The sequence below is a fragment of the Ruegeria sp. B11 genome (assembly GCF_056539785.1).
This window is the reverse complement of record NZ_JBQFVO010000003.1, coordinates 370,835-392,434: the sequence shown is the minus strand read 5'-3', so window position 1 is coordinate 392,434 and position 21,600 is coordinate 370,835. Positions and strand designations below refer to the sequence as shown.

Genomic DNA, 21,600 nt, shown 5'->3' with positions numbered 1-21,600 from the left:
CAAATGTTTAGACATGGGCCACCTCCATGCCATGCGCGCCGCCCATCATCAGGCCGATCTCATCGACCGTCAGACCCGTGGTTTCACGCGGGGCGCTTAGTCGCCCTTCGTTCAAGGCGGCAAAGCTGTCTGAGATTTCCATCAGTTCATCGAGGTCTTGCGAGATACAGATGACCGCAGTTCCCTTGGCCGCCAGATCCAGAATGGCCTGCCGGATCGAGGCCGCCGCCGCTGCATCCACGCCCCAAGTCGGCTGGTTCACGACCAGAACATCCGGGTTTTGCAGCACTTCGCGACCAATCACGAACTTCTGCAGGTTCCCGCCCGACAGCGACCGGGCGGCATTCTCTGGACCCGGCGTACGCACGTCAAAGGCGCTGATGATCTTTTCGGCAAAGCTCTTGGTCTCGGACCACTTCAGAAAGCCGTTGTTCTCCAGCCCCTCGCGGACCGACCCGGTGAGCAGAGCGTTTTCAGTGAGGCTCATATCAGGGGCAGCCGCGTGGCCCAGCCGTTCTTCGGGCGCGGTCAACACGCCCAGCTTACGCCGCGCGGTCGGGCCGAGTTTGCCGATGGGTTGACCGTTGAATTTGATCGCATCTGCGGTGGTCGGAATTTCGCCAGAAAGCACACCCAGCAATTCATCCTGACCGTTCCCCGCGACACCCCCGATCCCCAGAACCTCGCCCTTGCGGACGGTCATGTGGACGTTGCGAAGCGCGGTTCCGAATTCCGACGGCGACGGCACTGACAATCCGCTGACATCCAGCGCAACGTCACCGAACTCCCGGCCGGAACGTTCAGGTGTCTGCAGGGTCGAGCCCACCATCATCTCAGCCATATCGCGCGCTGAGGTTTCGGCTGGTACACATTCGCCCACATTCTTACCCAGCCGCAGAATCGTGGCGTGGTCGCATAGCGTTCGAATCTCTTCCAGCTTGTGCGAGATATACAGGATCGATGTCCCTTCCGAGCGCAATTTGTTCAGCGTTTCGAAAAGGATTTCAACCTCTTGCGGCGTCAGAACCGAGGTCGGCTCGTCCATGATCAGCAACTTTGGGTCCTGCAGCAGGCAGCGGATGATTTCGACCCGCTGACGCTCACCTGCAGACAGATCGCCAACCGTGCGGAAGGGGTCCAAGGGCAGGCCGTAGGTTTCGGATACTTCGCGGATACGCGACGCCAGATCACCCATTGGGGGCGGGTTCTCCATCCCCAGAGCGATATTCTCGGCGACGTTCAACGCATCGAACAGCGAAAAATGCTGGAACACCATCGCGATCCCGTCCGCGCGGGCGGCGCGCGGTTCAGGCGGTGCATAGGACTGCCCCCGCAGCAGCATTGAGCCGCTGTCGGGCTTCACCAGCCCATAGATCATTTTGACAAGCGTGGATTTGCCTGCGCCGTTCTCGCCCAGCAGCGCGTGAACTTCGCCTTCACCGATGTCAAAGGACACCTGATCATTGGCCACGACGCCGGGATAGGCTTTGGTCAGCCCTTGCAAGCTCAGAAGTGGAGTGGTCACGCGCTCAGGTCCTTCTTCAATTCGTTCTGTCGGGCGGGGCGTAACAGTTGCGCTGCCACGCCAACGGCGATCATCTGCGGGTGTTTGCCCAAGCCTGGATCGCCGATCGGACAGGTGATCCGGCTGATCCGCTCGGGCGGATGCCCAAGGGCTGCAAGTCGCGACCGGAATCGCGCCCATTTCGTAGCCGAGCCGATAAGCCCCGCAAAGAGGAAATTGTGCGAAAGCAGCCGGTTGCACAGTTCCAGATCCAGATTGTGCGAATAGGTCAGCACCAGATGCTCGGCATCGGTTGGCGCGTGGCGAACCAGCTCGGCGGGTTTTGCGGTCGGAACCGGGGTTACACCGGTTGGAACCACATCGGGAAACCGCTCGGGTCCGGTATCGACCCAGGTGATTGCCAGATCGGGTAGGGGGGACAAAACGTCCACCAGCGCCCGGCCTACATGGCCTGCGCCCCAGATCCACAGATTACGCGTCGGTTTGTGAACGGGTTCGACCATCCAACCTTCGATCAGTTGGGGCTCGGGCGCGACACCCTGTCCTCGCGCTGCCGCCAGCAGACGTTTGACCGATAGCGGCATCTCTCCGCCCGAGGCCGAACGCGCGATGACGGTATCGTCCAGTGCATTCAGCGTTTCATGATCAAATACTTCACTCAGCAATGAAACTGCACCGCCGCAGCATTGCCCCATGTCGGGGCCAAGAGCGTGATGCGTCAGTCGGGTGGCGGTGGTTTGGGATCGCGCAGCTTCGGCTGCCTGATACTCCAACGTGCCTCCACCGATGGTGCCACTTTGCCCGTCCTTCCAGACTAGCATCGCGGCCCCCGCTTCACGTGGAGACGACCCTTTGATGCCGGCGATGACCACCCGGACCACTGTTCCGTGGGTTTTGACCGCCTCCCTCAAAGCCTCCAAGTCAAATCCCATCAGATGCCTCCCTTCATCTTTTGGACGCCGCGCCAAACCTCTTCAGCCGTGGCTGGTGCATCAAGAGCGGGGTAGACCTCTCCACAGGCCGCGACCGCATTCGACAGGGCCAGCCATGCTGAAATACCCAGCATGAACGGCGGTTCGCCCACCGCTTTCGAACGATAGATCGTGTTCTCACGGTTTTCGGCATCCCAGAGTGCGACGTTGAATACGTCGGGTCGATCTGAGCAGGCGGGGATCTTGTAGGTCGAGGGTGCGTGTGTGCGCAGGTTGCCCGTGCCGTCCCAGACCAGTTCCTCGGTCGTTAGCCAGCCCGCGCCTTGCACATAACCTCCTTCGACCTGCCCGATATCCAACGCCGGGTTCAACGAAGCACCGGCATCATGCAGGATATCGGTGCGCAGAATGCGGTTCTCACCAGTCAGAGTGTCGACGGCCACTTCAGTGACCGACGCTCCGTAGGCGAAGTAGAAGAACGGACGGCCTCGTCCGGCGATCCGGTCCCATTCGATCTTGGGTGTCTTGTAGAAACCGGTCGCCGACAGGCTGATCCGACCCTGATAGACCAGCGCCGCAGCTTCAGCGAAGGTGTAGCGTTCTGCGCCAACCGAAACATGGCCATCAGAGAAGGTGACAGTCGACGGATCGGCCTGATGCTGCTCGGCCAGATAGTCCGCCATTCGATCGCGGATCGTATCGCAGGCCGCCTTCACTGCCATACCATTCAGGTCACTGCCCGAGGATGCTGCCGTGGCCGAAGTGTTCGGCACCTTGGCCGTGTCTGTGGCGGTAATTTTGACCATCTCCAGGGGGATGCCAAAGCGCGAAGCCGCCACCTGCGCGACCTTCTGGAACAGGCCTTGACCCATCTCGGTGCCGCCGTGGTTCAGATGGACCGAGCCATCCTGATACACATGCACCAAAGCGCCTGCCTGATTCAGGTGGGTCAGCGTGAAGGAAATCCCGAACTTGACCGGAGAGAAGGCGATGCCCTTCTTGATCACACGATTCTCGGCGTTCCATTTCGCAATGGCGGCCTTGCGCGTTTCGTAATCGCTGGATTTCAGTAGGGCCTGAGTCATCCCGTGCAATTCGAAATCGCTGACCTCCATTCCGTAGGGTGTGGTATTGCCACCAGCGGGCAGAGGGCGCACGGGGGCGTCCCCGGTTTCGACCGCGCCGCGGCTCGTCAGGTCCTCATGCGGGTCGGGATGACCCAAAGGCTGCTCGGACGGCGTGATCTCGGCAACCGCATGGGCCGGTTCGTAATAGTTTCGGCGGCGCAGTTCCACCGGGTCCAGACCCAGCTCATACGCGGCGTGGTCCATCACGCGTTCGATGCCAACCATGCCCTGCGGGCCGCCGAAGCCGCGATAGGCGGTGGCGGATTGGGTGTTGGTCTTCAGCCGGTGGCTTTCGATACGTGCATTTGGCAACAGATAGGCATTGTCAGAATGCAGCATCGCGCGGTCGGCGACGGGCAGGGACAAGTCCTGCGCCCAGCCGCAGATGGCGTAGTGGTGGAACGAGACGCCCTGAATATGGCCGTTCTCGTCAAATCCGGCCTTATAGGCGATGCGGAACGCGTGGCGTTTGCCGGTGATGGTCATATCATCGTCGCGGTCATAGCGCATCTTGCACGCCTTGCCAGTTGCGCGAGCGGCCACCGCGCAAGCAACGGCCAGCGCATTGCCCTGGCTTTCCTTGCCACCAAAACCGCCGCCCATACGGCGCGTCTCGACCCTGACGGCGTGCATCGGAACGCCCAACGCATCGGCCACCTTGTGTTGGATCTCGGTCGGGTGCTGGGTCGAGCTGTGAACCAGCATATCCGCGCCTTCATTCGGCACGGCCAAAGCGGCCTGACCTTCCAGATAGAAATGCTCCTGCCCGCCAAGCTCGAATGACCCTTCGATCACATGGGCGGATCCTGCAATAGCCGCATCAGCATTGCCTTTGGCATAGATGCGCGGGCCGTCTTCGAACCGACTGTCGGCGGCCAAAGCCTCTTCGACGGTTAGGATCGGGGTTTCCTCGGCATAGTCGATCTTGCCCAAACGGGCCGCCTTGCGGGCGGCCAGATGGCTGCTGGCGATGACCAGAAACACCGGCTGGCCGATATAGTGGACCGTTCCGTCCGACAGCAGCGGTTCATCATGGATCGAAGGCGATACGTCGTTGGCGAAGGGCAGATCATCCGCGGCCATAACCATCACGACGCCCTCGGCGGCCCTCACCGCAGACAGGTCGATTGCGGTGATCTTGCCTTTGGCAATCGGGCTGAGGCCAAAAGCCAGATGCAAACTGTCCCTAGGTGTTGGGATATCGTCCACATACCGCGCGGTTCCTGAAACGTGCAGCGGTGCTGCGTCGTGGGGGAGGGGTTTGGTCACGCTCATGCCGATACCTCCAGCACATTGGTCACTTCGCCCTGATCTTCCAGGAAGTATCTTTCGAGCATCGCTTTGGCGGATTCCAGTCGATAGGTGGCCGAGGCGCGCATGTCTGTGAGTGGTGAATAATCGTCAGCAAAGGCAGGCAGCGCGGCGTCAATCGTCTCGCGCGCCCAAGGTTTACCGACCAATGCGGCCTCGACATGAGTTGCCCGTTTCGGGATGCCGGCCATGCCGCCGAACGCGATGCGCGCCTGCGTGACGATGCCGACCGAGACGGTGATGTTGAAACACCCGCAGACGGCCGAGATGTCCTGATCGAACCGCTTGCTGAGTTTATAGACCTTCAGGCGATCCAGCTGACGGGGGAAGCTGACAGCTTCGACGAATTCACCGGGAACGCGGTCCTGTTTGCCATAGTCGATAAAGAACTCTTCCAGCGGAAGGGACCGGCGGGTGTCGCCTTTGCGCAGATGAAGGGTTGCGTCCAGAGCAATCAGCGCAGGCGGGTTGTCCCCAATGGGCGAGCCATTGGCGATGTTGCCGCCCACCGTTGCAGCATGGCGCACCTGAACACTGGCGTAGCGGCGGATCATTTCGGCGTAAGAGGGGTGAAGATCGGCCAGAGCCTCACCCATCCGATTCATGTCGACCATTGCGCCAAAGCGAATTTCATCGTCGGTGATGGTGATTTGTTTGAGATCATCGCAACGGTTGAGGAAGATTACTGGATCCAGGTCGCGCAGTTGCTTTGTCACCCACAGGCCGACATCTGTTGCTCCGGCAACCAGCGTGGCATCTGGGTTTTCAGCATAAACAGCTGCCAGTTCATCGGAAGATTCAGGCAGCATGCGCGACGCAGCAGAAGATGCGAGTGGCTTGTCTTTGACCCAGACTGGCACGGGACGGTCCTCGACCGCTTTCGCAGCGCGAATAATCGGTGCATAGCCAGTGCAGCGGCACAGGTTTCCGGCAAGCTGGGTGTCATGATCCGTGGCGCCCGTCGCATGACTGGCGACCATCGACATGACAAAACCCGGAGTGCAAAAACCGCATTGCGAGCCGTGCAGGTCAACCATTGCCTGTTGAACGGGATGTGCTTCGCCATCCGGGCCGCTTGCCCCTTCGACTGTACGAACCGCTTTGCCATGCAGTTGGGGCAAGAACAGGATGCAGGAGTTCAGAGCTTTTGCGCCGTCTTCGTCCGTCACCATGACCGTGCACGCGCCGCAATCGCCTTCGTTGCAGCCTTCTTTGGTGCCTGTCAGACCGCGATCTTCACGCAGCCAGTCCAGTAGGGTGGCCGTCGGATCGACATCCGGCAGCTCCACTGTCTCTCCGTTCAGAAGAAACGTGATGTTCATTCGAGAAACCCGTCGCGTTACCCGGTTGCGCCCGTTCGGCCCTCCTTCGATGCGACGTAGAAAGAGTGGCGGGCGGTAGCTTGCCATCAGATGTTAGAAACAGCGCACCTTATCTGGCAAGAAAAACTGCCTATATGATACACCATTGCACCCGAGCGGCCCATGATTGTAGTGTGTGTGTGAAACTTAGCAAATTGAAAATAAACACTTTTTGGGAAGGTGTGCGTTCCTGCGCCCGAAGCACCTTCTGAAAAAGCCGAATAATCACCGATGATTTTTTCGGCATTCGATGGTGCCGGTTCCCGCTTTTGCAACGTCGCTGGCTGAGATAGCTTAGCCTGTATGAGCAGTTCCCCCCGATTCATTCACCTCCGCGTTCACACTGAATATTCGTTGCTGGAAGGTGCCGTGCGGCTGAAGAAGCTGCCGGAGCTGTGCCAGAAGATGGAGATGCCCGCCGTCGCGGTCACGGATACCAATTCAATGTTCTCGGCCTTAGAGTTTTCGGTCACCGCCAGCGGGGCGGGTGTGCAACCGATCATGGGCTGTCAGGTCGATCTCAGTTACGTTCAGGCGCAGCCGGGAGAAAAGCCCAAAGCACCCGCGCCGCTGGTGCTGCTGGCACAATCCGAGGTGGGATATGAGAATCTGATGAAGCTCAGTTCCTGCCTGTATGTAGACAAAAGCGGGCAGTTGCCGCAGGTCACTTTGGACGAATTGGCGGAACGATCAGATGATTTGATCTGCTTAACCGGCGGTCCAGACGGGCCCGTAGGGTTGCTGTTACAGCAAGGTCAGCGCCCTGCTGCCGAGGCTTTGGTGGATCGTTTGTCCGCGATTTTCCCGGATCGCCTTTATGTTGAGTTGCAGCGTCACCCTGGCGAAGGAGGTCAACCTGAGGCCGAGCGCTTGACCGAGCGCGGTCATGTCGAGATGGCGTATGACAAGAACCTGCCGCTGGTGGCCACCAATGACGTCTATTTTCCGACTTCGGACATGTACGAGGCCCACGACGCGCTGATCTGTATCGCCGAGGGGGCTTATGTCGACCAGCAGGACGGTCGCCGACGTCTGACCGCGCAGCACTATTTCAAGTCGCAGCAGGAGATGGTGACGCTGTTCGCCGATCTGCCCGAAGCCGTCGAGAATACGGTTGAAATCGCGCAACGCTGCGCCTTCATGGCCTATCGCCGCGACCCGATCCTGCCGAAGTTTGCAGATGATGAGGTCGCCGAGCTGCGTCGCATCGCCAACGAGGGTCTGCAAAAACGTCTGGCCGTGATCCCGCACGCCGTGACACCTGAAGAATATCAGGAACGACTGGATTTCGAACTTGGCATCATCGAAGGGATGGGCTTCCCCGGCTATTTCCTGATCGTTGCCGACTTTATCCAGTGGGCTAAGGATCATGACATTCCGGTGGGTCCGGGGCGAGGCTCGGGTGCGGGATCACTGGTGGCTTATGCGCTGACAATTACCGACCTTGATCCGCTGCGGTATTCGCTCCTGTTTGAACGGTTTCTGAACCCCGAGCGGGTTTCTATGCCCGACTTCGATATCGACTTCTGCATGGATCGCCGCGAAGAGGTTATCCGCTACGTGCAGCAGAAATACGGGCGCGACAAAGTGGGGCAGATCATCACCTTCGGTGCCTTGCTGTCGAAGGCGGCTGTGCGCGATATTGGGCGTGTATTGCAGATGCCATACGGGCAGGTTGATCGCCTGTCCAAGATGATCCCGGTCGAAGGCGTCAAACCCGTTTCCATCGAAAAGGCGCTGAAGGATGAGCCGCGCCTGCGGGAAGAGGCACGCAATGAAGAGGTCGTGGACCGTCTGCTCACATATGGCCAGCAAGTCGAGGGGCTGCTGCGCAACGCCTCGACACACGCTGCCGGCGTGGTGATCGGAGATCGGCCGCTGGATGCACTGGTTCCAATATACCAGGACCCGCGTTCGGACATGCCTGCGACCCAATTCAACATGAAATGGGTTGAACAGGCCGGCCTTGTAAAGTTCGATTTTCTGGGTCTGAAAACACTGACCGTGATCCAGAACGCAATGGATTTGATCTTTAAGTCAGGGCGTGACCTTCACATAGCTCCAGATGGCACGGAACTCTATGAACCCGCCGAAGGGGCAATAAATCAGATCAACGCCATCCCGCTGGATGACGAGGCGACGTACAAACTCTATTCGGCGGCCAAGACGGTGGCGGTGTTCCAGGTTGAATCCTCTGGCATGATGGATGCGCTCAAGCGGATGAAGCCGGATTGTATCGAGGACATCATCGCCCTCGTCGCGCTTTATCGACCCGGCCCAATGGAGAACATCCCCAAGTTCTGCGAGGTCAAGAACAAGCTTAGCGAACGCGACACGCTGCACCCGTCCATCGACCATATCTTGGATGAGACGCAGGGCATCATCGTCTATCAGGAACAGGTGATGCAGATCGCGCAGGAAATGGCGGGTTACAGCCTTGGGGGCGCGGACTTGCTGCGCCGCGCGATGGGTAAGAAAATTCAGGAGGCGATGGATGCAGAGCGGCCCAAGTTCCTCAAAGGTGCTGCCGAAAACAATGTGGATGAGGCCAAGGCGACCGAAGTCTGGAACCTGCTGGACAAGTTCGCCAACTATGGCTTCAACAAATCCCACGCCGCCGCCTATGCGGTGGTCAGCTATCAAACCGGCTGGCTAAAGGCGAACCACCCGGTCGAGTTCATGGCAGGTGTCATGAACTGCGATATCCATCTGACCGACAAGCTCGCGATCTATTTTGAGGAAGTCCGCAAGGGGCTGCAGCTGCCCTATGTTCCGCCGTGCGTAAATCGATCCCAAGCGACCTTTGATGTGGCCGATGAGCATTTGGTCTATGCGCTGGGCGCGCTCAAGAACGTAGGCGTCGAGGCAATGAATCTTGTGGTTGAGGGGCGTGGCGAAAAGCATTTCGTAAACCTGTTCGACTTCGCCCGCCGTGTTGACCTGAAGAAGGTCGGCAAACGCCCGCTTGAGATGCTGGCGCGCGCCGGTGCCTTTGACGAGCTCGATAAAAATCGTCGCCGCGTGTTTGAAAGCCTTGATCCGTTGGTTCAGTATTCGGCGGCGATTCACGAGCAGAAGAATTCCAACCAAGTTTCCCTGTTTGGCGAGGCAGGCGATGACCTGCCCGAACCGCGTCTGTCCCCTTCGCCTGATTGGCTACCTGCCGAACGCCTGAGCGAGGAATTCAAGGCCATCGGATTCTACCTGTCCGGCCATCCGCTGGATGACTATATGCCGGCCCTGAAGCGCAAACAGGTACTGACACTGGATCAGGTGACTGAAAAGGCGCGCTCTGGCCCATTTATTGCCAAGATGGCAGGTGTCGTTGCCGGACGGCAAGAAAGGAAATCAGCGCGCGGCAATCGGTTCGCTTTTGCCCAGCTCTCTGACCCCACCGGAGCATTCGAGGTCACGTTATTCTCGGAAACACTGGAGAAATCCCGAGAGTTTCTGGAAACCGGCGCACAGGTGGTACTGACGGCCGAAGCGACCATGGAGGCCGATCAGCTGAAACTGCTGGGCCGTTCCGTTGGTCCGGTTGATACAGTTGTGGCCGATGCGGGTGCAACGGGTTTGCGTGTGTTTGTCGAGGATTCGAAGGTTTTGCCGAACATGGCCACGGTACTGGAAGGCGCAGAGGCTTCAGCTAAAAGGGTGGCCAAGGGACCTGTTTATGTTTGTCTGTTCGATCCCGGACTGCCAGGCGAGGTCGAGATGGATCTGGGCCGGGAATTTCCGATCAACCCAGAAATCAAAGGCGCGCTGAAGTCGCTCGAGGGGATATCGGAGATCGAAGAAATCTGATCCCGAACCGTAATGTTGCCACACGCGATGGACCCCGCTAGGCTGGGTGAACATCCTCAAAGGTCATTTCACAGGAGGGTACCGAAATGGCAAGTTCAGGCAATGTTTTCAGGATATTTACACTCGCTGCGGCATGTTCACTGGCATTGGCCACTGCGGTACATGCAGACGACAAAAAGAAGAAAAACACTCTTACCGGGGCCTTGGTCGGCGCGGGCGTTGGCGCGCTGGTAGGGGATGGTAAAGGGGCTGCGGTCGGTGGGGTGGCCGGTGCGATTATCGGACATAACTGGAAGTGATCATGATGTTGAAAAATCCCATCAAATCTTCCTTCTGCGCCATGCTGTTTGTTCTTCCGACGTTTGCTTTCGCGGATGAGGCTGCTGAGCAGATGGTGCAAGACGTCCTGCCTATGATGCACTATACATGCGCCTCGATCGCCGAAGAGGCCGACGGGGACGAAGCCTTTGTTGTCGAAGTCGTAGGAAAGATGACGGCCCTGTCACTCTACAACCGCCAGATTAATATCGAGGATCATGCAGCCTCTGACGAGGAAAAGGCCCAACTGCGCGAAGCCTTCATCGCCGCGCTGTCTGAAGGTTGTGCCGCAGATAAGAACGCCCTTCTGGGCGGGGTGGTCGACAATGCAGTGAAGTCGACGCTGGGGTTGTAAGCGAGCGCTTGGTCTTGCGAGCGCTAAAGCCTGCCCACTGGACAACGCACAAGGCCCCAGCCTCTGTCCATTTGGGCGTCTTTCAGGCCTGAGACGAGACGGTCGGACAAAAAGAGAAGGTTCGGAACTTTCGGGTCCAGCCAGATGTCCGGTACACCAAGCGCTTCAGGTATGACTACCAGTTTAGATTCCTGATTGCTTCTAGGAAGGTAGCAGATTCCCTTGCCGATGTTGTCCAGCGGTGAACGGATATCGCCCTCTGGCCCCAAAACATCGTAGTTGCCCATGGATCGCTTGTTGCACACGTTCAGAAAATAATACCGCTCGGACGTGGTCAGGTGGTTTTCAGTCGAATCCATCAACGTCAGCGGATGAAATACCGTGCCTCCCAGATCGAACTGTTCCAGAACGGATTTGGCCGCTTCTGAAACCAGAGGATAGCCACCGCCGCTGATAAACGGCGCAGTGTAGTATTCGGCTTTTGAGTTGTAGTACCACAGACTACCAATTTGCTCTTTGGTCAGCAGCTCACCGCGTTTCCAGCCCAAGTCAGATTCCTGAACCATTCGCTTGGACCACTCAACATCCTCGGGCGACTGCCTTTCACGCCATTGAGGGGTGTATTCCTTTCGGATTACCGCTGAGATGACGTTGATGTTGTTCACCGTCGTGGCAATCCACACGCATTGCGCGTTGCTGTCCTCACTCGCCATCAGCTTGCCCTCAGTAATGCGGCGGGCGTTCGTCTCCGAACACAACTCCGCCTGAACCTTCCTGCGCGCGTTCTGCTTCACGCTGCAGCAACATCTCGACGCGGCGGGTCAGGCGGTCGATCTCGTTCTGTTGGTTTGTGACGACCGAGTTCAGCTCTTCGACCGTGCGGGTCAGATGGGCGATCTGCTCTTCCAGATGCTGCATGGGGCTCTCCTTATAGGCGTCTCATAGCGACCCTGTGACGCCCTGGCCAGAGAAACCCCGCCTTGCTCCGATGCGGGCCATGGGATAGACCGCGCGCGGAACACTAAATCCCAAGGACGCCCCACATGGCCAAGCCCAAGAAACAGCCCCGCCCCAAGGCCGTAACGCCGAAAGGGTTCCGTGACTATTTCGGCGAGGAAGTCACGCAGCGCACCGAGATGCTGCGGACGATTGCGGGTGTGTATCATCGTTACGGGTTCGATGCCTTGGAAAGCAGCGCGGTTGAAACGGTTGAGGCGTTGGGCAAGTTCCTGCCCGACGTGGACCGCCCGAACGAGGGCGTGTTCGCATGGCAGGAGTTTGACGAAGGCGGCTCAAAAGGTTCCGGGGGCGACTGGATGGCCCTGCGCTATGACCTGACTGCGCCTTTGGCCCGTGTCTATGCGCAGCACCGCAACGATCTGCCGACGCCTTATCGCCGCTATGCGATGGGTCCGGTCTGGCGGAACGAGAAGCCGGGGCCGGGGCGGTATCGCCAGTTTTATCAGTGTGATGCGGATACGGTCGGCACGGCTTCGATGGCTGCGGATGCCGAGATTTGCGCAATGCTATCGGACACGCTGGAAACCGTCGGCATCCCGCGCGGCGATTACCTGGTGCGCGTCAACAACCGCAAGGTTCTGAATGGCGTGCTCGAAGCGATGGGTTTGGGTGAAGACGCCGCCGCCCGAGATAATGTTCTGCGCACGATCGACAAGTTCGACAAGGTGGGCGCGGCTGGTGTGCGTGAGCTTTTGACCAAAGGCCGTCTGGATGCCTCTGGCGCTTTTATCGATGGTGTTGGTCTTAGCGGTGATCAGGCCGAGCCGGTGATTGCCTTCCTGACTTCTAAAGCTGCAGATATCGCCGGAACGCTGGCCAACCTGCGCGCCGCTGTGGGTGACAGCAAGATCGGTGCGGACGGGATCGCTGAGTTGGAGCAGATTGGTGCGCTACTGGATGCAGGCGGGTATGGTTCGGACCGGATCGAGATTGATCCTTCGGTCGTGCGTGGCCTCGGCTATTACACCGGGCCGGTCTATGAGGCCGAACTGACCTTCGAAATATACGACGAGAAGGGCCGCAAGCGGCAATTCGGGTCGGTCTCGGGTGGTGGTCGCTATGATGATCTGGTCAAGCGGTTTACCGGACAGGAAGTACCTGCGACCGGCATCTCCATCGGTGTTGACCGATTGCTGGCCGCTTTGCGCGAAAAGGGGCGGATCGCGGCGCAGGCCACCGGCCCAGTGGTTGTGACCGTGATGGACCGCGATCGCATGGCGGACTACCAGGCGATGGTGGCGGAACTGCGCAATGCCGGAATCCGGGCCGAGGTCTACTTGGGCAACCCCAAGAACTTTGGCAACCAACTGAAATATGCGGACAAGCGGAACTCTCCAATTGCGGTGATCGAAGGCGGTGACGAAAAGGCAAATGGGATCGTACAGATCAAGGACCTGATCCTTGGCGCCAAGATTGCCGAAAGCGCCACGCTTGAGGAATGGAAAGAACGGCCCAGCCAGTTCGAAGTGCCCCGCGGCGATCTGGTCGCTAAGGTGCGCGAGATTCTGGACAATCAGGACTGACCCATGCCGAACCGTTCCCAAATACAGGCCCGCGCCGCCATGATGCGTGTCCGGTTCGAGGCGGCGGGCGCGCAGGTGGTTGATACGCCTCTGCTGCAGCCAGCCGGGACGCTGCTGGACCTCTATGGAGAAGACATCCGCGCCCGTGCTTACGTAACCTCGGACGCGCTGCGGGGTGAGCAGATGCTGCGCCCAGATTTCACCCTGCCGGTGGTACAGATGCACATGTCCGATGGGGCTGAACCAGCAAGATACACCTATTCCGGCGAAGTGTTCCGCCGTCAGGAACACGATCCGGATCGTGCTAATGAGTATATCCAAGTCGGCTACGAAGTATTTGATCGCGAAGACCCCGCCGGAGCCGATGCCGAGGTGTTTTCGTTATTTGCCCTGCAATTGCGCGGGCTGCCCTTGCGGGCAGCGACAGGTGATATCGGTATTCTGATCGCTGCTGTTGAGGGTCTCAAGACCACTAGCCGTCGTAAGGCTGCACTGATGCGGCATCTCTGGCGGCCTCGCCGGTTCCGCGTTTTGCTGGACCGATATGCCGGACGCAAAGCAAGTCTCGAGGGGCGCGATGCTTTGCTTGACGCGGTCGACCCATTGGCGATTGACGTGCCCATGATCGGTAAACGCCGCGCGCCGGAAATCCTCGACCGGATTGAAGCCCTGCGCGAAGACCGCGCTGCGCCGCCGATCTCGGACAATGAACTGGCCGGTTTGGAGACGCTGCTTAATGTGCGCGAAACCATGCCTTTCGCGCTGGAACAACTGCGTGACATTGCGGTTGATCTGCCACAGATCACATCTGCTTTGGATCGTTTGGAAGCTCGTATCGCAGCCCTGCAGGCGCGTGGCGTGGATGTGAATACACTGGATTTTGAGGCGTCTTATGGCAGGACCTCGATGGAGTACTACGACGGGTTTGTATTCGGCTTTTACGCCGAAGGCCGCCCTGATCTGCCACCGGTCGCGACCGGTGGGCGCTATGATGCGCTGACCAGGCAATTGGGTGGTGGAGCCGAGATTCCGGCAATTGGCGGCGTGATCCGCCCGGACCTGATGCTCGAAATCGAGGAGGCTGCACAATGAGCCTGAAACTCGGTGTGCCTTCGAAGGGCCGGTTGATGGACAAGACCTTCGCATGGTTTGAAAAGCGCGGCATTACACTGTCGCGCAGCGGATCAGACCGGGAATACGCGGGCAAGGTTGATGGGATTGGTGGCGTCTCGCTGATCCTGTTGTCTGCAGGAGAGATTCCGCGCGAGCTGGCGGCGGGACGCATTCATTTGGGCGTGACCGGCATCGATCTTGTGCATGAAAAGCTGCCGCGCTGGGAGCAGCAGGTGGAAGAGGTTGCACCTTTGGGGTTCGGCAAGGCGGACCTTATCATCGCAACCCCAGCCTGCTGGGTCGACGTGGACACTCTGGATGATTTGGATGCAGCGGCGGCAGGTTTTCGCAGGGCGCATGGCCATCGGCTGCGGATCGCTACCAAGTACCACCGTCTGGTCCGCGAATTCCTGACCGAAGCGGGAGTGGCCGATTACACGCTGGTCGACAGCCAGGGCGCAACCGAGGGGACGGTGGTGAATGAGACAGCCGAGGCGATTGCCGATATCACCTCGACCGGGGAAACACTGCGGGCGAACCACCTGAAAATCCTGTCGGATGGGTTGATCCTGCAATCGCAGGCCACGCTGTGGCGCAGCCGCGTGGCCAAATACGATGCGGCTGAAAAGACGGCTTTGAATGAGCTGCTGGACAGGTTGGCCTAAAGCACCCCAATTTCCGCTAATGCGCGGTTCAGATCGTCGGGCAGGGCATCGTCCTGCTCGCGATTTTTAGGCAAGTCGGCAGGGGTGTCCTCAGGCTTGAGATACCGCCAGCCCTGAAATGGACGCTTCAGAGCGTTCTGCGTTCTGTGTACTTCGGGGTCCAGGACGATGGCGCAGCGGCGGATGCCATCCTCACCACGGACTTCATCCAGCCGCAGGATGCGCTGGCGGCACTGGACCACACCTTTGATCACCCAATAGATCGACCCGCCATTCAGAATTTCAGCGTCGCGCTTGGGCCACATTCGGGTGACGTGGCGCGGGTATCCGTCCTCATAGAGTGGTTTGCGGCTGTCTTGCCACGCCATCAGCGTGTCGACGCTTTCTGACCCAACCGAAAGTTTGATGAGGTTTACGTACTTATCCACAGCTTTCCCACAGAGTCGTCCCAAGGGTGATCCCTATATTGTAGCCCTCATGCGCTTGTCATCAAGGTGTTGTGGTTTAGATGTGATCTGGGCTAATCTGAATGCCTCTTTCAGCACAGGGAATCACCAATGAGCCGCTTTGCCGCCCCCATCGCCGAGCAGATCTGGGATATGAAATACCGCTTTAAACAGGCGGATGGTACGCCCATCGATCAGACAGTCGAGGACAGCTGGCGGCGCATAGCTCGTGATCTGGCGCGTGTGGAAGAAGACCCGGCGCATTGGGAAGAAAAATTCTATGAGGCGCTAGAGGATTTCAAATACCTTCCTGCTGGCCGCATCACCGCCGGGGCGGGCACCGCGCGACAGGTAACCCTGTTCAACTGCTTTGTGATGGGGACGATCCCCGACAGCATGGGCGGTATCTTCGACATGCTGAAAGAGGCCGCGCTGACCATGCAGCAGGGCGGGGGGATCGGTTATGATTTCTCGACGATCCGTCCGCGTGGGGCAGATGTGAAAGGGGTTGCGGCAGATGCCTCGGGCCCGCTAAGCTTTATGGACGTCTGGGACGCCATGTGCCGCACGATCATGTCTGCAGGCTCGCGTCGTGGTGCGATGATGGCGACCATGCGCTGCGACCATCCGGATATCGAACAGTTCATCACCGCGAAATCCGACCCGGCGCGTTTGCGCATGTTCAACATGTCGGTTCTGGTCACCGATCCATTCATGGAGGCCGTCAAGGCCGATGGACCGTGGGATCTGGTATTTGACGGAAAGGTCTATCACACCGTTCAGGCGCGCGATCTTTGGAACAAGATCATGCAGGCCACCTATGATTATGCCGAGCCGGGCGTGATCTTTATCGACCGGATCAATCAGGCGAACAATCTGAATTACGTCGAGACGATCTCGGCGACCAACCCGTGCGGAGAACAACCTCTACCGCCTTATGGTGCCTGTCTGCTGGGTTCGATCAATCTGGCACGGTTGGTTGCCGAGCCGTTCGAGGATGCCGCGCATCTGGACGAGGAGGCCTTGCAAGAGCTGGTGGCCACCGCCGTTCGCATGATGGACAACGTGGTGGACGCGTCGAAATTCCCGCTGGCCGAACAAGAAGCCGAGGCGCAAGACAAGCGCCGCATCGGGCTGGGCGTGACTGGTCTGGCCGATGCGCTGTTGATGTTGGGTCTGCGCTACGGCTCGGACGAGGCGGCGCGTCAGACCGAGCGCTGGTTGCACGCAATCGCGCGCGCCGCGTATCTGGCGTCGGTCGATTTGGCGAGGGAAAAGGGCGCTTTCCCACTGTTTGACGCCGAGAAATATCTGGCCAGCGGCACCATGCAACAGATGGATGACGATGTGCGCGACGCAATCCGCGAACACGGCATCCGCAACGCGCTACTGACCTCGATCGCGCCGACGGGTACGATTTCGCTGTATGCGGGCAACGTATCTTCGGGGATCGAGCCGGTTTTTGCCTATGCCTACACGCGCAAGGTGCTGCAAAAGGACGGTTCGCGCACCGAAGAAGAGGTTGTGGACTATGCGGTGCAGATGTGGCGCGACAAGTTTAGCGACGCCGAATTGCCCGAATATTTCGTGAATGCGCAAACACTAAGCCCGTCCCATCACGTAAAAATGCAGGCGGCGGCTCAAAAGTGGATCGATAGTTCGATATCGAAGACGATCAACTGTCCCGAAGATATCAGCTTTGACGCCTTCAAAGACGTCTATATGCAGGCCTGGGATCAGGGGTGCAAAGGCTGCACGACCTATAGGCCAAACGATGTGACCGGCTCGGTTCTGAGCGTATCGGAAAGCGACGACAAAGCGCCAGGTGAAAGCGCGGATGCCCCGCATGAGGTTGACGGGGGCGAGGTCGTTTATATGTCCGAACCGCTTGATCGCCCACAATCGCTTGAAGGGTCGACTTACAAGCTGAAATGGCCGGACAGCGAGCACGCAATTTATCTGACAATCAACGATATCGTCATTGGCGGACGCCGTCGCCCCTTCGAGGTGTTCATTAACTCGAAGAATATGGAGCATTATGCTTGGACGCTGGCTTTGACCCGGATGATATCGGCCGTGTTCCGACGCGGTGGCGATGTGTCCTTTGTGGTCGAGGAACTGAAAGCTGTGTTCGACCCGCGCGGCGGGGCCTGGGTTAAAGGCAAGTACATTCCGTCCATCCTGGCCGCGATTGGCGGCGTGATCGAGCAACACATGGTCAATATCGGCTTCCTTGAGGGCGAAGGCATGGGCCTGAAATCCGACCCTCGGGCGCAGGTGGTCAACATGGACGCCCCGCGTGGCAAGGCTTGCCCATCCTGTGGTCAGTTCGACATGGTGATGATCGAAGGCTGCATGACCTGCCGCAGCTGCGGTTATTCTAAGTGTGGCTGATTTGGCGTAAAAGCTATCTGCAATCAATCAAAGTCGGCTATCTTCGCGGACTTCGGATCGAAGCGAACTTAGCGCGGTGCGCCAGACGTTCACCAACATTCGACGAAAAGTATCAATATGAGGCTGTTCTTTAGCAACATTTTCGTGATTGCTGCATTTCGGTCTCTTTTCCGCCCATTTTTTCGTTGATACACAAGCACAGTTACTTGTGGGATGAGTAAAAGTGCGGGCGGACAGATGAGAACCGGTTGTAACGGTCGGATAGCAATATTTTGGACACAGACGGAAGTTGACGGGCTTGAGGCGGCGCCTTTGGCCCACTTGCGCGTTGGTAGCTCTTGGTCCTGGAGGGGGCGAGCGGTCCAACTCGCCGCAAGTGCTGACCAAGTTGCGCTGCACGCAGGCTCCTCCGGTCTGGGATCTATATTGGCGGCCGGAGCCAGTTTCGCCAACCCCGGCGAGATCAACGAAAGTGCCAAGATCGAGTTGTCAAACGGGGCTCAGACTTTCGTTGCCGAGCTGGTGCGTGAGGTGAACGAAGCGTCTCTGGTGCTTGTGTTTGAGGATGGATACCCTGAGCCTGATCAAGATTTCTGGGTCAGTTCGGCAGCTTCGCATATTGAACCTGTTGAGATTGACAGCGGTTATGACGACAAGGTTGTCGTGTTCCCGGCGGCTCGTGCAAATGCAAGTTCAGTGCCGGTAAGTCTATCAAATACTGCCGGTTGGGCCGCTGAATAACGGATACTTCTCAGAAAGATTCCAACTCTAAGCAGAAATCCTACCCTTTGCTTGCTCTGGCGTGTTGACTCTGGCCGAAGCAGGGATATAAGCGCGACTTCATTGGTGTTGGTGGCCCCCGCGAGGGGATGCCTGTCATGGGGGAAACCTCAAGAGGACAACGCCCTTCATAGTGGCCCATCGGGGCCTCGATCTAAAGAAGGAGATCAGCCGTGACCAAACGCACGTCTGCCAAGTACAAAATCGACCGCCGGATGGGCGAAAACATCTGGGGTCGTCCGAAATCCCCGGTTAATCGTCGTGAATACGGCCCTGGCCAGCATGGCCAGCGCCGCAAGGGTAAACTGTCTGACTTCGGTCTGCAGCTGCGTGCCAAGCAGAAGCTGAAAGGCTACTACGGCGACCTGACCGAGAAGCAGTTCCGCCGCATCTATGCAGAAGCTGAGCGTGTCAAAGGCGACACCGGTGAAAACCTGATCGGTCTGCTGGAGCGTCGTCTGGACGCCGTTGTTTACCGCGCCAAGTTTGTTCCGACCGTGTTCGCCGCACGTCAGTTCGTGAACCACGGCCACGTTAAAGTGAACGGCAAGCGGGTCAACATCCCGTCCTACCGCGTCAAAGAAGGCGACGTTATCGAAGTGCGTGACAAGTCCAAGCAATTGGCGGTTGTCCTGGAAGCTGTCGGCTTGGCCGAGCGTGATGTGCCTGACTACATCGACGCCGACCACTCGAAAATGACCGCGACCTTCGTGCGTGCACCGGGCCTGAGCGATGTGCCTTACCCGGTTATGATGGAACCGAACTTGGTCGTCGAATTCTACGCGAAGAACTAATCTTCGCCGACCTGTTGAGTTTAAGGGCCGCGCTTTCAGCGCGGTCTTTTTTGTTTTGATGGGGCTCTGCCCCAGTCGCTGCGCGACTCCCCCGAGATATATTTGGCCAGATGAAGAGGCGGATCAGATAGGAAGCGGGCGACTTTCGGCAATGGCCTCCATTGCGAAATAGGAGGTGACGCTGTCCAGTTCGATCTTATCGATGAGGCGTTGATAGACTTTGTCGTAAGAGGCCATATCTTCTGTAACGACCTTGAGTTGATAGTCATAGTCGCCGCCAATGCGATGGAAATCGACCACTTCAGGAATGGTCAGGACATGACTGCGAAAGGCCTGCAACCATTGGGCAGAGTGGTGGCGCGTGCGCAGCATGACGAAAACCACCAGATTCAGCCCAAGCTTTTCACGCGCGATGCGCGCCGTAGAACCTTGCAGGACACCTGTGTCGTTCAAGGCCTTTATTCTTCGCCAGCAGGCATTTTGGGACAGGCCGACCCTATCTGCCAATTCTCGCTGGGAAAGTGTTGCGTCTTTTTGCAGTTCCTTCAGAAGACGCGTGTCAATTTGATCTAATTTTTTCTCCATATAAACTCATATGACACAAAATCCGGACATATAAAGCATAAAATTGTGAGGTTTCCACAGGATGGATCAATCATATTGGAGTTAGCAATATGGAGCCTGTGTAATGACCTTGTCCAACTTTCGCGCAGAAATTCAATCTGCTGCTCACGGAAATACTCTGCGTGATGGGCTGATCGGTGAGGGGGTACTCATCCCGGGTCTGCATGGGGACGTGCCGCTTGTGTATGCGGACTACGTTGCCTCGGGTCGCGCGTTGCGACAGGTCGAAAATTTCGTGGCCGAGCATGTGTTGCCGTTCTATGCCAACAGCCACACCGAAGCCTCCTATTGCGGTTCCTATATAACCCGTTTGCGCCGCGAGGCGCGGGCCGAGATCGCCCGCATAGTTGGCGCCAAGGAAGAGGACGCGGTGATCTTTACCGGGTCTGGCGCTACAGCGGGTCTCAACCGGCTGGTTAGTCTGCTGGGAGTGCAAGAGGCTAATCAGCCGGTCGTTTTGATCGGTCCGTATGAGCATCATTCGAACATTCTGCCGTGGCGTGAAAGCAAGGCGCGGGTGATCGAGATTCCAGAAGCCGTTGACGGCGGTCCCGATATGCGGGCGCTAAAGGCAGTGCTGATCGAACACGCAGATTCCGATCTTGTGATTGGGTCATTCTCAGCGGCGTCAAACGTCACCGGCATCATCACCGACCCTGATCCAGTGACGCGGATGCTGAAAGAGCATGGTGCGCTTGCGGTATGGGACTATGCGGGTGGTGGACCTTATTTGCCAATGGACATGGGGCCGGAAGATGCGCGGAAGGACGCGATCGTGGTCTCTCCGCATAAGTTTCCGGGTGGGCCGGGGGCGTCGGGTGTTCTGGTCGTTAACCAATGCGTTGTGAAGCGGACGTGTCCGAGTTGGCCCGGCGGTGGGACTGTCAGCTTTGTCTCGCCTTGGCGACACGACTACAGCGTCGATCTCGCGACACGAGAAGAGGCGGGTACACCAAATGTGATCGGAGACATTCGTGCGGCCTTGGCCTTCATCGTGAAAGATGCGGTTGGAACGGATGAGATCGCGCAGCGTGAAGCGCAGTGTAACCACCTGGCGTTGGATGGGTGGTCCAACAACCCACATCTGACATTGCTAGGTGCCGAGAATGCACACCGCCTGCCGATATTCTCGTTCCTCGTGTGTGATCGGAATGGGCAGCCAGTGCATCAGCAGCTGTTTACCCGGATGCTCAGCGATATCTACGGCATCCAGGCACGTGGCGGCTGTGCCTGTGCCGGGCCCTATGCGCATCGTTTGCTGGGCATTGATCGGGCAACGTCGGAAGAATTGCATGCGGCCCTGTCGGAGGGTGAGGAAATGAAGAAACCGGGTTGGGTGCGATTGAATTTCTCGTACCTCATGAGCGAAGAGACCGTTCAGTTCATCATCGACAGCGTTAACGAGCTGTCGCGCCGGACCGAGGAGTTCGTCCCATTCTACAATGCCGATCCGGCGACGGCGCGCTTCAAAGCGGCGTAAGATAATTGCCGCTTTTCTCAACCCGTTG

At 58.2% G+C, this 21,600-nt stretch carries 18 protein-coding genes; 10 read left to right on the top strand and 8 right to left on the bottom strand.

What is annotated here, in order from left to right; translation table 11 throughout:
• Window positions 1–7: 7 nt before the first annotated feature.
• The 4 genes from ACR0I1_RS13680 to xdhA are packed head-to-tail and all read right to left on the bottom strand — an operon-like array spanning window position 8 to window position 6,217.
• Window positions 8–1,525 (bottom strand): ABC transporter ATP-binding protein, encoded by a 1,518-nt coding sequence (locus ACR0I1_RS13680; RefSeq protein ID WP_170512676.1) that lies wholly within the window; start codon window positions 1,523–1,525, stop codon window positions 8–10.
• Entirely contained in the window at window positions 1,522–2,457 is a 936-nt protein-coding gene (gene xdhC, locus ACR0I1_RS13675; protein ID WP_480706901.1) for a xanthine dehydrogenase accessory protein XdhC, read from the bottom strand. Before xdhC ends, ACR0I1_RS13680 begins: the two co-directional genes overlap by 4 nt.
• Window positions 2,457–4,859, bottom strand: a complete 2,403-nt coding sequence (xdhB, locus tag ACR0I1_RS13670) for a xanthine dehydrogenase molybdopterin binding subunit (protein ID WP_480706900.1) — start codon at window positions 4,857–4,859, stop codon at window positions 2,457–2,459. Before xdhB ends, xdhC begins: the two co-directional genes overlap by 1 nt.
• On the bottom strand, window positions 4,856–6,217 hold the full coding sequence (gene xdhA, locus ACR0I1_RS13665) for a xanthine dehydrogenase small subunit (protein WP_170636094.1): 1,362 nt from the start codon (window positions 6,215–6,217) through the stop codon (window positions 4,856–4,858). Before xdhA ends, xdhB begins: the two co-directional genes overlap by 4 nt.
• 342 nt (window positions 6,218–6,559) lie before the next feature.
• Here xdhA and dnaE point away from each other — a divergent pair, with 342 nt between their 5' ends.
• The 3 genes from dnaE (at window position 6,560) to ACR0I1_RS13650 (ending at window position 10,733) form a co-directional block, all read left to right on the top strand.
• Window positions 6,560–10,060: a DNA polymerase III subunit alpha gene (dnaE, locus tag ACR0I1_RS13660; protein ID WP_480706899.1), complete on the top strand. Its 3,501-nt coding sequence runs from the start codon at window positions 6,560–6,562 to the stop codon at window positions 10,058–10,060.
• Window positions 10,061–10,146: 86 nt separating this feature from the next.
• On the top strand, window positions 10,147–10,359 hold the full coding sequence (locus tag ACR0I1_RS13655) for a YMGG-like glycine zipper-containing protein (protein ID WP_170392486.1): 213 nt from the start codon (window positions 10,147–10,149) through the stop codon (window positions 10,357–10,359).
• A gap of 41 nt (window positions 10,360–10,400) precedes the next feature.
• Window positions 10,401–10,733 carry a hypothetical protein gene (locus ACR0I1_RS13650; RefSeq protein WP_480459582.1) on the top strand — a complete coding sequence of 111 codons (333 nt, stop codon included), beginning with the start codon at window positions 10,401–10,403 and terminating at the stop codon, window positions 10,731–10,733.
• A 23-nt stretch (window positions 10,734–10,756) separates the two neighbouring features.
• Here the strand turns inward: ACR0I1_RS13650 and ACR0I1_RS13645 are convergent, their stop codons facing one another.
• Complete coding sequence (locus ACR0I1_RS13645; protein ID WP_480706898.1) at window positions 10,757–11,446, bottom strand: imm11 family protein; 690 nt, start codon at window positions 11,444–11,446, stop codon at window positions 10,757–10,759.
• Between the two features lie 10 nt (window positions 11,447–11,456).
• Window positions 11,457–11,651, bottom strand: coding sequence for a SlyX family protein (locus ACR0I1_RS13640; RefSeq protein WP_170392484.1), 195 nt, complete (start codon window positions 11,649–11,651; stop codon window positions 11,457–11,459).
• Window positions 11,652–11,776: 125 nt separating this feature from the next.
• Here ACR0I1_RS13640 and hisS point away from each other — a divergent pair, with 125 nt between their 5' ends.
• The 3 genes from hisS to hisG are packed head-to-tail and all read left to right on the top strand — an operon-like array spanning window position 11,777 to window position 15,054.
• On the top strand, window positions 11,777–13,276 hold the full coding sequence (gene hisS / locus ACR0I1_RS13635; protein ID WP_480706897.1) for a histidine--tRNA ligase: 1,500 nt from the start codon (window positions 11,777–11,779) through the stop codon (window positions 13,274–13,276).
• Window positions 13,277–13,279: 3 nt separating this feature from the next.
• Window positions 13,280–14,368 carry an ATP phosphoribosyltransferase regulatory subunit gene (locus tag ACR0I1_RS13630; protein WP_480706896.1) on the top strand — a complete coding sequence of 363 codons (1,089 nt, stop codon included), beginning with the start codon at window positions 13,280–13,282 and terminating at the stop codon, window positions 14,366–14,368.
• Window positions 14,365–15,054 (top strand): ATP phosphoribosyltransferase, encoded by a 690-nt coding sequence (gene hisG / locus ACR0I1_RS13625; RefSeq protein WP_170401909.1) that lies wholly within the window; start codon window positions 14,365–14,367, stop codon window positions 15,052–15,054. The genes ACR0I1_RS13630 and hisG overlap by 4 nt, the downstream gene beginning before the upstream one ends.
• Here hisG and ACR0I1_RS13620 read toward each other — a convergent pair.
• The gene (locus tag ACR0I1_RS13620; protein WP_170392480.1) at window positions 15,051–15,482 is read right to left on the bottom strand and encodes a DUF1489 family protein; all 432 of its coding nucleotides are present in this window, start codon (window positions 15,480–15,482) and stop codon (window positions 15,051–15,053) included. The two genes, hisG and ACR0I1_RS13620, sit on opposite strands and share 4 nt — an antisense overlap.
• 129 nt (window positions 15,483–15,611) lie before the next feature.
• Here ACR0I1_RS13620 and ACR0I1_RS13615 point away from each other — a divergent pair, with 129 nt between their 5' ends.
• From ACR0I1_RS13615 to rpsD, 3 genes are all read left to right on the top strand, one after another.
• Entirely contained in the window at window positions 15,612–17,894 is a 2,283-nt protein-coding gene (locus ACR0I1_RS13615; protein WP_480706895.1) for an adenosylcobalamin-dependent ribonucleoside-diphosphate reductase, read from the top strand.
• A gap of 426 nt (window positions 17,895–18,320) precedes the next feature.
• Entirely contained in the window at window positions 18,321–18,635 is a 315-nt protein-coding gene (locus tag ACR0I1_RS13610; protein ID WP_170392467.1) for a hypothetical protein, read from the top strand.
• 212 nt (window positions 18,636–18,847) lie between these two features.
• Window positions 18,848–19,468, top strand: coding sequence for a 30S ribosomal protein S4 (rpsD, locus tag ACR0I1_RS13605; RefSeq protein WP_170392466.1), 621 nt, complete (start codon window positions 18,848–18,850; stop codon window positions 19,466–19,468).
• 123 nt (window positions 19,469–19,591) lie between these two features.
• Here the strand turns inward: rpsD and ACR0I1_RS13600 are convergent, their stop codons facing one another.
• Window positions 19,592–20,053, bottom strand: a complete 462-nt coding sequence (locus ACR0I1_RS13600) for an Lrp/AsnC family transcriptional regulator (RefSeq protein WP_170401903.1) — start codon at window positions 20,051–20,053, stop codon at window positions 19,592–19,594.
• Between the two features lie 103 nt (window positions 20,054–20,156).
• Here ACR0I1_RS13600 and ACR0I1_RS13595 point away from each other — a divergent pair, with 103 nt between their 5' ends.
• Entirely contained in the window at window positions 20,157–21,572 is a 1,416-nt protein-coding gene (locus tag ACR0I1_RS13595; RefSeq protein ID WP_480614993.1) for an aminotransferase class V-fold PLP-dependent enzyme, read from the top strand.
• The last annotated feature ends 28 nt before the right edge of the window (window positions 21,573–21,600 follow it).

Bases quoted from the DNA above. Each gene is read 5' to 3' on its own strand.
- xdhC (WP_480706901.1), bottom strand. From the start codon at position 2,457: ATGGGATTTGACTTGGAGGCTTTGAGGGAGGCGGTCAAAACCCACGGA.
- xdhB (WP_480706900.1), bottom strand. From the start codon at position 4,859: ATGAGCGTGACCAAACCCCTCCCCCACGACGCAGCACCGCTGCACGTT.
- xdhA (WP_170636094.1), bottom strand. From the start codon at position 6,217: ATGAACATCACGTTTCTTCTGAACGGAGAGACAGTGGAGCTGCCGGAT.
- dnaE (WP_480706899.1), top strand. From the start codon at position 6,560: ATGAGCAGTTCCCCCCGATTCATTCACCTCCGCGTTCACACTGAATAT.
- ACR0I1_RS13655 (WP_170392486.1), top strand. From the start codon at position 10,147: ATGGCAAGTTCAGGCAATGTTTTCAGGATATTTACACTCGCTGCGGCA.
- ACR0I1_RS13650 (WP_480459582.1), top strand. From the start codon at position 10,401: ATGCTGTTTGTTCTTCCGACGTTTGCTTTCGCGGATGAGGCTGCTGAG.
- ACR0I1_RS13645 (WP_480706898.1), bottom strand. From the start codon at position 11,446: ATGGCGAGTGAGGACAGCAACGCGCAATGCGTGTGGATTGCCACGACG.
- ACR0I1_RS13640 (WP_170392484.1), bottom strand. From the start codon at position 11,651: ATGCAGCATCTGGAAGAGCAGATCGCCCATCTGACCCGCACGGTCGAA.
- hisS (WP_480706897.1), top strand. From the start codon at position 11,777: ATGGCCAAGCCCAAGAAACAGCCCCGCCCCAAGGCCGTAACGCCGAAA.
- ACR0I1_RS13630 (WP_480706896.1), top strand. From the start codon at position 13,280: ATGCCGAACCGTTCCCAAATACAGGCCCGCGCCGCCATGATGCGTGTC.
- hisG (WP_170401909.1), top strand. From the start codon at position 14,365: ATGAGCCTGAAACTCGGTGTGCCTTCGAAGGGCCGGTTGATGGACAAG.
- ACR0I1_RS13615 (WP_480706895.1), top strand. From the start codon at position 15,612: ATGAGCCGCTTTGCCGCCCCCATCGCCGAGCAGATCTGGGATATGAAA.
- ACR0I1_RS13600 (WP_170401903.1), bottom strand. From the start codon at position 20,053: ATGGAGAAAAAATTAGATCAAATTGACACGCGTCTTCTGAAGGAACTG.
- ACR0I1_RS13595 (WP_480614993.1), top strand. From the start codon at position 20,157: ATGACCTTGTCCAACTTTCGCGCAGAAATTCAATCTGCTGCTCACGGA.